This window comes from Lysinibacillus sp. UGB7 (assembly GCF_049058285.1).
GTDB classification, from domain to species: Bacteria; Bacillota; Bacilli; order Bacillales_A; family Planococcaceae; genus Lysinibacillus; species Lysinibacillus sphaericus_B.
Genome location: NZ_JBMGUV010000035.1, coordinates 23,835 through 36,353, shown reverse-complemented (window position 1 = coordinate 36,353; position 12,519 = coordinate 23,835). Strand labels below are relative to the sequence as shown.

Genomic DNA, 12,519 nt, shown 5'->3' with positions numbered 1-12,519 from the left:
AAGTGCAAATTTAAGGCATACATAATAACATTCGAGCATAAGGCGTGATTGAATTAGGAATTCATCGATTTGTCAAGTCTACATGCCTTGAAATGAGTTGAATTTTGCTATATAGTCATAAGAGAAAATGAGCGTATTGGAGGACTTACAGATGAGCAACATTTTTGCTGTCATTTTGGCTGCAGGTCAAGGTACACGTATGAAGTCCAAATTATATAAAGTACTACATCCAGTATGTGGGAAGCCCATGGTACAACATGTAGTGGATCACATTCAATATTTAGGTGTTAATCGCATCGTGACGGTTGTTGGACATGGTGCAGAAAAAGTGCAGCACCAACTTGGTGAAAAAAGCGAGTATGTTTTACAAGCTGAACAGTTGGGTACAGCACATGCTGTTCAACAGGCACAGGCTATTCTAGGTAATGAAGAAGGCACAACTTTAGTTGTATGTGGTGATACACCACTTATTCGCCCTGAAACAATGAAGGCTTTGTTCGAACATCACCAAGCTAAAAATGCCAAGGCGACAATTTTAACAGCTGTTGCTGAAAATCCAACAGGCTATGGTCGCATTTTACGTGACGACCATGGACAAGTGAAGCAAATTGTTGAGCAAAAGGATGCTACTGCAGCGCAACAACTTGTGAAGGAAATTAATACTGGCACATATTGCTTCGATAACAAAATGTTATTTGAGACTTTAAAACATGTAAAAAATGATAACGTTCAGGGAGAGTACTATTTACCTGATGTGATTGAACTTTTACAAAAACAAGGTGACATCGTCGAAGCATTTGTAACGGAAGATTTTGAAGAAACATTAGGGGTTAATGACCGTGTTGCGTTGTCACAAGCAGAGACGTTAATGCGTGCGCGTATTAATGAGCGTCATATGCGAAACGGTGTAACAATCATTAATCCAGAGGCTACGTATATTAGCCCAGATGCAGTTATTGGCTGTGATACTGTTATTCAACCAGGTTCTATGATTGAAGGCGTTACTGTTATTGGTGAAGATTGTATTATTGGACCAAACACGCAAATCATAGATAGCCGTGTTGGCGACCGTACTTCTGTGCATTCATCTGTAGTGCGTGAAAGCGCTATAGCAGAAGACACGGCTATTGGACCGTTTGCAAATATTCGACCACTTTCAGATATTGGTAGCCACGTGAAAATAGGTAACTTTGTAGAAGTGAAGAAAAGCAAGTTAGGGAATGACACGAAAGTATCGCATTTAAGCTATATTGGTGATGCTGAAATAGGAAGTAACGTCAATGTTGGCTGTGGTTCCATTACAGTGAATTATGATGGGAAGAATAAGTTCCAAACAATTATTGAAGATGATGTATTTGTAGGATGTAATACTAATCTAGTTGCACCAGTAAAGGTTGGTAAAGGTTCATTTATTGCAGCGGGATCTACAATTACAAAAGAAGTTCCTGAAGATGCATTGGCAATCGCCCGTGCAAGACAAGAAAACAAACCGAATTATGTAAGCAAATTAAATTCAAAATAATTATCAACTATACAGGAGGCCATCATGCCGTATCAATATGCAAACTCACAATTAAAAATATTCTCACTTAACTCTAACAATCCACTTGCTCAAGAAATTGCGCAGGAAATGGGTGTAGAATTAGGTAAATCTTCTGTGAAACACTTCAGCGATGGAGAGGTTCAAATTAGTATTGAAGAAAGTATTCGTGGTTGTGACGTGTTTATCGTGCAGTCTACTTCTGCACCTGTAAACGAACATTTAATGGAGCTTTTAATAATGGTAGATGCGGTTAAACGTGCATCTGCTCGTACAGTTAACGTTGTAATGCCTTACTATGGTTATGCTCGTCAAGACCGTAAAGCAAAAGCACGTGAGCCAATTACAGCTAAATTAGTGGCAAACTTACTTGAAACGGCTGGTGCAACGCGTGTCATCGTATTAGATTTACACGCACCACAAATCCAAGGGTTCTTCGATATTTTAATCGACCACTTAATGGCAGTACCTTTACTTTCTGATTACTTCAAATCAAAAGGTATTCCTACGGAAGAAATCGTCATAGTTTCTCCTGACCATGGTGGTGTAACACGTGCTCGTAAAATGGCAGAACGCTTAAAAGCACCAATTGCAATTATTGATAAGCGCCGTCCAAAACCAAATGTTGCAGAAGTAATGAACATTGTGGGGAATGTTGATGGTAAAGTGGCAATCTTGATTGATGATATTATCGATACTGCAGGTACAATTACGATCGGTGCAGATGCATTACGTGCTGCAGGCGCAAAAGAAGTTTATGCTTGCTGCTCTCACCCAGTACTATCAGGTCCAGCTATCGAGCGTATCGAAAACTCAGCTATTAAAGAACTAGTTGTAACAAATACAATTCAGCTTTCTGATGAGAAAAAATCTCCAAAAATCACAGAGCTTTCAGTAGCTAAATTAATGGCAGATGCAATTTCTCGCGTATACGAAAATAAATCAGTAAGTACGTTATTCGATTAATCAGATTTAGTTATTAGTAAATCTTTAACTGCATGTAATCAGATTTTGTGGATTAATGACTAGTTAAATGGCCTAAACGTGTAGTGAACTTAGCATAATTTGTGACAATTTAAGGACAAATCCGCATTTTTTAGTGGATTTGTCCTTTTTGTATGCCTGTTATGTGTGAAAATCTTTACTAAAGGGTATACTAGTAATTATTACTAATTATAGTTACGTTACTGTTAGAATATAGATGTAACTATTGTTAGAGCCGATAGCAGATGTCTACTGTTTATACATGCGTTAAACAACTACATCTTTGCTTAGGCTAATTTTTCTTGGAAGGGGAAGGTATAGATATGAGTACAGTCTTAAGTGTAAAAAAACGCGAAGCTGGGCATCGTTCGACATTAACCCAACTTAGAAAAGGGGGAGCCATACCAGCGGTGATTTACGGCTACAAATTAGTTTCAACCCCGATTTCTATTTCTGCGAAAGAATTTAAAAAGTACGTTCAAAAAAATGGACGTAATGGCGTTTTTCCGATGGAGTTAGATGGGACAAGAGTAAATGTTGTCGTATCTGAAATGCAACAATGTAGTTTGAAGGATGAAGTAAATCACATTGATTTTTTAGCCATTAATATGTCTGAAGAATTAGAGATTGATGCAGCCATAACGCTTGTTGGTGAGTCTGTTGGTGTAAGTGAAGGTGGCATATTAATGCAGCCAAACTTGGAAATAAAAATAAAAGTGAAACCGAATGAAATCCCAGAAACAGTTGAGGTTGATATTACTAAACTTGCAATCGGAGATTCTATTACGGTAGCAGATATTCGTAACCAGGTAAATTTTGATATTATAAGTGAAGATGATTATATATTGGTAACCGTCATGGCACCAGTTGCCTCTGTAGCGGAAGAAGACATAGTAAATAGCGATGAATAACTACTAAAAGTATGCTTAAAGGGAATGCTATCAAGAAGGTCGTGAGTGACTATCTTGATAGCATTTTTGTCGTAAAAAAGTATAATTATCGAATTTGGAAATAATAAGGATTAATATATATGGATATAAAATGAGAATGAATGAAGTTGTTTTTATTAGCGTAACTTTCGTTACATTTCTTCATGAAGAAATGTAACGAAATGTTTTCTTAGAGCTCAATATGGTAAAATAATGACTATTAGATTGAAAAGAGAGGTACTTATGAAAATTATCGTTGGTTTAGGGAATCCAGGTAAACCTTATGAGCATACAAGACATAATATTGGTTTTGATGTGATCGATGCATTAGCGCAAAAGTGGGATGCACCTTTAACAAATTCAAAATTTAATGGTATGTATACTACCGTACATCGTCCAGAGGGAAAGGTTCTACTTGTTAAGCCTTTAACATATATGAATTTATCGGGAGAATGTGTTGGCCCACTCATGGATTATTTTGATATGAATGTAGAAGATTTAATTGTTATTTATGATGATTTAGATTTAGAAACAGGAAAGCTACGTTTACGCCAAAAAGGTAGTGCAGGTGGGCATAATGGAATTAAGTCATTAATTCAGCATTTAGGCACACAAGAATTTAATCGTATACGGATTGGTGTTAATCGTCCTCCAACAGGCATGAAGGTAGCGGATTATGTGCTTTCAAAATTTGCTAAAGAAGAGGAAGGCGTCATTGGGGAGGCGATAGACAAGAGTGTAAATGCCATAGAGGCATCACTCTCAAAACCGTTTCTCGATGTGATGAACCACTTTAACAGCTAAGAGTGCTCTAAATCAACTAACTTTAGTTAAACTCCCTATGGATGTCACAGATGTCTTACAGGCGAAGATGAAATGATAGGCATGGATTTATAAATTTTTAAATCGAATGGTCTTAGCACAATGCTGATGTAATTGTATGTATACCAATAGCGTAATGGATAGTGCATAATCTTTTTCGGTAATGTCTATACTTTAAGTAGTAAGTTGCTTAAAGGGAGGATGATTTGGAGATGTCTGTTCGCTATCGATGTCGGCATTGTGAAGTAGAAATAGGGACACTACCATTTGATGCAGATGATACAATTCGGAAGTTGCATATTTTCGAGATGGGTGAGGCGGATGATTATGTTGAAAAGGATCAGCATGGCCAAACAACTGTGCACTGCATATGTGAGCAATGTGAGGATTCGCTTAAACAATATCCAGATTATCATGCACTCAATAAATGGATACAATAACTAGGAACATGCTTTGGCGCACAATGTGTGCGTTCAAAGCTTTTTCCGTTTTTAACTTTAGTTAGTAGAAGTCTGCCTGTTGAGACGATGTGAATTGTGCCACATGCAGTTCTATATCTGATGCGTCGACAACTATACGATGAAGTTTAGCGGCAGATGTTTTTTCAGAAGAAAAGCAAGCGATAACTACAATAGCGCTGATGCGTGATTGGATAATTAAACAATTAAAAATGCGTATAATCATACTAGATTAATAGTATAGGGCGAATATAAATAAATAGAATTTTTGCGCTGAAAGGAGCTTTTGACTGTGAAAGTTTTACGAAAGCTTGTGTCGCAGGACAAACACATTACATCATTTATACAGGAAATTCAGAGCGGGCTTACGGCATCGCAGCTAATTACAGGGTTAACAGGGAGCGCACGTCCAGTGTTGATCGATGCGTTGTTTGAATATGTACAAAAACCAATTTATATTGTGTCACCCAATTTATTGCAGGCGCAAAAGATGGTTGACGAACTTGTTGGCTTGTTGGGTGAGGAACGTGTGCATTATTACCCGGCTGATGAATTTATTGCTGCAGATTTATCGGTTGCATCGCCAGAACTGCGTGCTGAGCGTATAGCAACGTTAGATAGTTTAGCGAGGGGCGAGAAAGGTGTTTATATCGTCCCTGTAGCGGGCTTACGTAAAATGATGCCACCCAAGGAGCATTGGCTAAGATATTATTTACAGACAGCTGTTGGCGAGGAAATTCACATTGAGGAATGGCTACAAACACTAGTGGCGATGGGTTATGTGCGCAATTCAATGGTGACGACACCAGGTGAATTTGCATTGCGTGGAGGAATCTTAGATATTTATCCACCATATTTAGAAGCACCTATTCGAATTGAGCTATTTGATACGGAAGTAGACTCAATTCGTACATTCTCTGCGGACGATCAGCGTTCCATCGATAAATTGCAAAAGGTTCGTATTCTACCAGCGTCAGAGGTAATTTTGACAAAGGAAGAAAGAGTGACATTAGCAAGTCGCTTAGAAGCAGCATTAGCTATTAGCTTAAAAAAGGTGAAAAAACAGGAGACAAAAGAACTTCTTTATCAACACATACAATACGATATTGAATTGCTACAACAAGGAAATCTACCGGATTATGTGAACAAATATGGTTCTCTTTTATATGAGAAAACAACATACTTAGGTGATTATTTTGCACAGGATGGCATCGTGTTATTTGATGAACTTGGACGCATTCAGGAAGTTATGGATGCGTGGGAGCGAGAAGAGGACGAGTGGTTTTTATCGCTGATTGAAGAAGGAAAGATGGTGCATGATGTAAAGCCAGCCTTCTCTTTAAAGGAAATTTTAGCGATGCTTTCACAGCAGAAACTATTTTTATCATTATTTTCACGTACATTTGCGGGCGTATCATTTAATAAAGCGACTAACTTTTCTTGTAAACCGATGCAGCAATTCCATGGGCAGATGGCGTTGTTGCAAAGTGAAATTGAACGGTGGATGATGGGCAAATTTACTGTGCTGATAGTCGCTAGAGATAAGGATCGTGCTAAACGTGTGCAGCAGGTGCTAGAAGAATACGATATCCATGCAACAAATGGGGAACCCAATGAGCCGGGGATTTATATTGCTGATGGTGTTTTGTCGAGTGGTTTTGAATTACCGCTACAGCGTTTGGCGATTGTAACCGAGGATGAATTATTTAAACAACAGGCAAAGAAAAAAACGCGTGCTCAAAAAATGACCAACGCAGAACGTATTAAAAGCTATACAGAAATTAAACCTGGCGATTATGTCGTACATGTACATCATGGTATAGGGAAATATATTGGTGTGGAGACACTAGAGGTAAACGGTACGCATAAGGATTACTTGCATATTCGTTACCGCGCTGACGATAAATTATATGTACCTGTAGAGCAAATTGATCTAATCCAAAAATATGTGGCATCTGAAGACCGTGAACCGAAGCTACATAAATTAGGTGGTGCAGAGTGGAAAAAGGCTAAAGCAAAGGTTTCCTCTGCCGTTCAAGATATTGCTGATGATTTAATTAAGCTGTACGCTAAGCGTGAAGCGGAAAAAGGGCATGCTTTTGCGCTTGATAATGACGATCAGCGTAATTTTGAAGCATCGTTCCCTTATGAAGAAACAGAGGATCAGCTACGTTCAATTGTTGAAGTGAAACGCGATATGGAGCGCGAACGACCGATGGATCGACTTGTATGTGGAGACGTTGGGTATGGTAAAACAGAAGTAGCAATCCGTGCAGCATTTAAAGCCATTCAAGACGGCAAGCAGGCTGCCTTCCTTGTACCGACAACTATTCTGGCTCAACAACATTATGAAACCATTCGAGAACGATTCCAAGACTTTGCCATCAATGTAGGATTATTATCTCGTTTCCGTACGAAAAAAGAGCAAACAGCAACGCTAAAAGGATTAAAAGAAGGGCAAGTCGATATTGTCATTGGGACGCATCGAATTTTATCGAAGGATTTGACGTTCCAAGACCTCGGTCTACTTATTGTGGATGAGGAGCAGCGTTTTGGTGTTACACATAAAGAAAAAATTAAGCAGTTGAAAACCAATGTGGATGTTTTAACGTTAACGGCAACGCCAATACCAAGAACACTGCACATGTCCATGGTTGGTGTACGTGATTTATCGGTTATTGAAACACCACCTGCAAATCGTTTCCCAGTACAAACATATGTCATGGAGCATAGTGGTGCATTAGTTCGTGAAGCAATTGAACGAGAAATGGCACGTGGTGGCCAAGTATTCTACTTGTACAATCGAGTGGAGGATATGGCTCGTAAGGTCGATGAGATTCAAGTGCTTGTCCCTGAGGCACGTATCGGACATGCACATGGAAAAATGACTGAATCGGAATTAGAATCTGTGATTTTAGCCTTTTTAGAGGGTGACTACGATGTGCTTGTTACGACAACGATTATTGAAACCGGTGTTGATATACCTAATGTGAATACGCTTATTGTGCACGATGCTGATCGGATGGGTTTAGCACAGCTCTATCAATTGCGTGGTCGCGTTGGGCGTTCGAATCGTGTGGCCTATGCGTATTTTATGTATCAGCGTGATAAGGTACTAACAGATGTGGCTGAGCAACGGTTGCAGGCCATTAAAGAATTCACGGAGCTAGGGTCAGGTTTTAAGATTGCGATGCGCGATTTATCAATTCGTGGTGCTGGAAACTTGCTTGGCGCACAGCAGCATGGCTTTATTGATTCAGTCGGTTTCGACTTGTATTCACAAATGCTTGAAGAGGCCATCGCAGAACGCCAGACAGGTGTGAAAAAAGAGGATAAGCCTGAGATAGAAATTTTACTTACTGTCGATGCCTATATACCGGATGCCTATATACCAGACGGCTATCAAAAAATTCAGATGTATAAGCGCATTAAGGCAATGGATCAAATCGAGGATTACGGAGAGATCATAGAGGAGCTAGAGGATCGCTTTGGAGATTTGCCGGTTGAAACAGAGCGTTTACTGCGTATTGCTCGTATGAAGGTTTGGGGCTTAGGGGCAGGCGTAATATCCGTTAAGGAAAAACAAAAGGTTATCTCAATTCTATTTTCTCAAGAAGGTACAGCAAAGGTCGATGGTAGCAAAATTGTTACAGAGTCAATGAAATTTGAGCGAGCTGTTGGTTTTGGCATGGACGGCATGCAATTGATTTTAACGATTGATGAACGTAAGTGCGGAAAATACCAATCCTTTGATATTTTAGAAGAAATGATGCAGATTATTGACGGAGCAAAAAAAGAACAGTGAACAAAGGCTAAACATTATCTTGGGTGATAATGTTTAGCCTTTTGTTTTTACTTATTCATTTTCCATTTATAACTGGTTTGAAAAATATTGTTGGTTTTGGCATCCTTTTTCTTCAGTTTTTGCATAGATTGTTTATTTAAAATCCATACTATTGTTGAATACAAATTTGATTGTAGCGAAAGCGAGGCATTTAGATGAAAGCAACAGGGATTGTTCGTCGTATTGATGATTTAGGGCGTGTGGTTATTCCGAAAGAAATTCGTAGGACGCTACGTATTCGTGAGGGTGACCCGTTGGAAATTTACACGGACCGTGAAGGAGAAGTCATTTTAAAAAAATATTCTCCAATTAATGATCTAGGGGAATTTGCGAGAGAATATGTAGAAACTTTATATGAAACACTAGGCACTCCAGCATTTGTAACGGACCGAGATGAAGTGATTGCAGTTTCGGGTATCGGTAAGAAAGAGTATATTAATCGTCGTATTACATCCTTCGCGGAAGGTTTTATGGAAGAACGCTCTACAAAGATTGAAAAAATGGAAACAACAATTGAAATTGTGCCTGGACAATATGAGCAGGTAAAATCTTATTGTGCAACGCCAATAATGGTCAATGGCGATCCGATTGGCTGTATTATTGTTCTCTCCAAAGTGCATTTTGTCGGTGAAGTAGAAGTAAAAGTTGTTGAAACAGCTGCAAATTTCTTAGCTAAGCAAATGGAATAATTAATGAATACTTAAAGTTATTGTGATACCTTCTAGGCGAAACAATAACTTTTTTTTGTGTACATAGTTGTAAGCTATAGTAATGGAGAAGTAAACGGGCGCGTCAAACTTTTGAATTATGCTATACTATTGGCATTGTTAAAGAAGGAAAGAGGATAGTTTATGTCGGAACGTTTTGGCATGAAAAGTTACATGAAGGGTGCTGCTTTATTAACGATTGCGGCTCTTATTGTAAAAGTACTAAGTGCCATTTATCGTGTACCTTTTCAAAATATTGTTGGCGATGAAGGTTTCTATATTTACCAACAGGTATATCCGGTTATTTCTATTTTTGTTGTTTGGACATCGAGTGGTTTCGCGGTAGCCATTTCTAAGATGCTTGCAGATAATGATTGTATAATAGACCCCATAGAAAGAACACAGAAAAGAAGCGGCATTATGCGTATAGTGTTTCGTTATTTAACGTTGCTATCGTTCGTATTTTTTTCAGTATTATTTGTTGGTGCGGACATGCTAGCGGATTTGATGGGTGATGCTAAGCTTGCACCATTACTACGTACAGGTTCCTTTATAGTGTTTGTCATGCCGGCCTTGGCTATTTTAAAAGGTGGCTTTCAATCAAGAGGTATTATGGAGCCGATTGCTTATGCACAAGTACTAGAGCAAACCGTAAGAGTATGTGTAATTTTGGCAGGTACCTTTATTGTGATGACAACGACAAAGTCATTATACGGTGCCGGACAAATGGCGATAACAGGTACGGTCATTGGTGAATTTTTTGGCTTCTTACTACTTGCGTTTATCTTTAAAAAACGCTTCGGACCATCTGTAGGTAAGCAACGACAACGACTAGCAAGCCTACCTGTTTTGAAAGAAGTCACTCTACTAAGCTTAAGTGTAAGCATGAGCAGTCTGTTATTACTTGGCTATCAGCTAGTAGATTCTTTTACCATCTATTCACTACTAATTGATAGTGGGATGGATCAGACCGTAGCAAAGGAAACGAAGGGTATATATGATCGTGGACAACCATTAGTACAGTTAGGTATTGTCATTGCTTCTTCGCTATCGCTGGCCATTGTCCCGCTTGTTGCCCATATGTCCAAAAAGAGGGAAGGGCGGAGTGCCATCCCGTTTATTCAACTAACCTATAAATCGTCTGTATTATTTGGTTGGGCGGCATCACTAGGCTTACTATTAGTAATGCCTTATATTAACGCGATGCTCTTTAAAACAGATACACTGTCAGATGTACTTATGTTATACGTGCTACAAATTGTACCTTTGTCAATTATTTTAACGTTTACTGCAATTTTGCAAGGCTACGGCAAATTAAAAAAGCCAGCGCTCTTTTTATTTGCAGGCTTCATCATGAAAATATTGTTGAATGAGCTGACCATTGGTTCGCTTGGCGTGTTAGGTGCAGCCATAGCTAATAATGTAGGGTTGTTATTCTCGGCGCTAGCCCTTGTTTTCTATTTAAAGAAAATAACAGGTATAGCATTAGCGCCTGCCGATTTTTATAAAAAGGTCAGTGTGGCATCACTAAGTATGACTGTGGTTGTAGTCCTCTGGTTACAAATTGTGCCCACATTTTTGAGCCGTTTTTTCTCGGCGCGTTTGGTTGCTATGGTAGCGGGTCTCAGCGCAGTTAGTATAGGTGCGTTTGTTATGATTACTATCATCGCAAAGCTTCGTGTCTTTGTGGAAAAAGAGTGGTATTTATTGCCTTTTGGTAGAAGGATGGCGGTATACCAACTATGGTTAAATCGAAAGAAGTAGGTGGATTTATTGAATACATTAACAGTAATTGGCCTTGGGGCTGGTGATTTTGAGCAATTACAAATGGGTGTTTATAAAAAGTTGAAGTCTGCAAAACAATTATTTGTTCGTACTGTCGACCATCCAGTACTAGATGCGCTTTCAGCAGAAGGTTTGCACTTTGATAGCTTTGATGCGGTATATGAAAAGCATGGTACATTTCAGCCTGTATATGAGGAAATTGCAGAGAAACTTATCAAAGCAGCGACAATTGGAGACGTAATGTATGCTGTTCCTGGACATCCACTTGTAGCAGAGCAAACGGTACAGCTTCTAATTGCTGCAGCAGATGAGCATAAAGTAAATTTAGTCATTGAGGGCGGCCAAAGTTTTTTAGATCCTATTTTTGGTGCTTTAAAAATAGATCCAATTGAGGGCTTTCAGTTACTTGATGGCACCAGTTTTTCCATGAATGATATCAACATGCGTCAGCATATTTTAATTGCACAAGTATATGATACATTCAGTGCATCTGAAGTGAAGCTTACATTGATGGAGAAGTATGATGACGAATATCCCGTAACAGTTGTTACCGCAGCGGGTTCTTCGCAGGAGAAGTTAGTGACTGTACCACTTTATGAGCTCGACCAAAGTGTTGAGGTGAATAATTTAACAACTGTCTATGTGCCACCTGTGAAATCGCAGGAGGACGCGTTGCGAGATTGGACAACCTTCCGTGATATTATCTCAACATTACGTGGACCAAATGGCTGTCCTTGGGATCAAAAACAAACACATGAATCCCTAAAAAAATATTTACTTGAAGAAGCTCATGAATATTTGGCTGCTGTGGATGCAGCGGATGACTTTGCGATGATTGAAGAGCTTGGTGATGTTTTATTACAAGTATTCTTACATGCACAAATTGGAGAAGACCAGGGCTACTTCTCACTAGAGGACGTTTTGGCTTCGATAAGTGAAAAGATGATTCGTCGCCATCCACATGTCTTTGGCGATGTAACAGTAGAGGATGCAGATGGTGTTGTCGCAAATTGGGAGGCTATTAAAGCTGAAGAAAAAGGAATTAGTGAAAAGCCATTGTTGGATGAGGAATATCGTGCGTCATCTGCCTTGCAAACGGCTTATAATTATCAAAAACGGGCAGCGAAGGTTGGCTTTGATTGGCCCGATGTGAACGGTGCTTGGGACAAGTTTGCTGAGGAATGGCAGGAATTTCGCAATGAGGTGACGAATGGTTCTAATGCAACGCGTCTCGATGAGTTTGGGGATGTATTGTTTACCCTTGTTAACTTAGCACGTTTCTATAAGCTATCACCGGAGGAAGCCATGCTACATGCTAATGAGAAGTTTGCAAGACGCTTTGACTATGTAGAGGAAAAAGTGAAAGCAAGTGGTAAGCTATTTACAGAATATACTTTAGAACAATTAGACGCTTTTTGGGATGAAGCGAAGCAGTTAGAAAAGGAGTAAA

9 protein-coding genes are annotated in these 12,519 nt (G+C 39.2%); all 9 read left to right on the top strand.

What is annotated here, in order from left to right:
• The first annotated feature begins 151 nt into the window (after positions 1-151).
• The 9 genes from glmU (at position 152) to mazG (ending at position 12,518) form a co-directional block, all read left to right on the top strand.
• On the top strand, positions 152-1,522 hold the full coding sequence (gene glmU, locus ACOMCU_RS23080) for a bifunctional UDP-N-acetylglucosamine diphosphorylase/glucosamine-1-phosphate N-acetyltransferase GlmU (protein WP_421051542.1): 1,371 nt from the start codon (positions 152-154) through the stop codon (positions 1,520-1,522).
• Between the two features lie 24 nt (positions 1,523-1,546).
• A complete protein-coding gene (locus ACOMCU_RS23075; protein WP_010857028.1) occupies positions 1,547-2,506 on the top strand; it encodes a ribose-phosphate diphosphokinase in 960 nt (319 codons plus the stop codon).
• Positions 2,507-2,847: 341 nt separating this feature from the next.
• Entirely contained in the window at positions 2,848-3,435 is a 588-nt protein-coding gene (locus ACOMCU_RS23070; protein ID WP_010857029.1) for a 50S ribosomal protein L25/general stress protein Ctc, read from the top strand.
• 261 nt (positions 3,436-3,696) lie between these two features.
• On the top strand, positions 3,697-4,257 hold the full coding sequence (gene pth / locus ACOMCU_RS23065; protein WP_010857030.1) for an aminoacyl-tRNA hydrolase: 561 nt from the start codon (positions 3,697-3,699) through the stop codon (positions 4,255-4,257).
• A gap of 230 nt (positions 4,258-4,487) precedes the next feature.
• On the top strand, positions 4,488-4,715 hold the full coding sequence (locus ACOMCU_RS23060; RefSeq protein ID WP_010857031.1) for an anti-sigma-F factor Fin: 228 nt from the start codon (positions 4,488-4,490) through the stop codon (positions 4,713-4,715).
• A 310-nt stretch (positions 4,716-5,025) separates the two neighbouring features.
• The gene (gene mfd, locus ACOMCU_RS23055) at positions 5,026-8,538 is read left to right on the top strand and encodes a transcription-repair coupling factor (protein WP_421051540.1); all 3,513 of its coding nucleotides are present in this window, start codon (positions 5,026-5,028) and stop codon (positions 8,536-8,538) included.
• A 194-nt stretch (positions 8,539-8,732) separates the two neighbouring features.
• The gene (gene spoVT / locus ACOMCU_RS23050) at positions 8,733-9,266 is read left to right on the top strand and encodes a stage V sporulation protein T (protein ID WP_010857033.1); all 534 of its coding nucleotides are present in this window, start codon (positions 8,733-8,735) and stop codon (positions 9,264-9,266) included.
• A 162-nt stretch (positions 9,267-9,428) separates the two neighbouring features.
• Positions 9,429-11,048, top strand: coding sequence for a putative polysaccharide biosynthesis protein (locus ACOMCU_RS23045; protein WP_421051538.1), 1,620 nt, complete (start codon positions 9,429-9,431; stop codon positions 11,046-11,048).
• A 9-nt stretch (positions 11,049-11,057) separates the two neighbouring features.
• Entirely contained in the window at positions 11,058-12,518 is a 1,461-nt protein-coding gene (mazG, locus tag ACOMCU_RS23040; protein ID WP_421051537.1) for a nucleoside triphosphate pyrophosphohydrolase, read from the top strand.
• The last annotated feature ends 1 nt before the right edge of the window (position 12,519 follow it).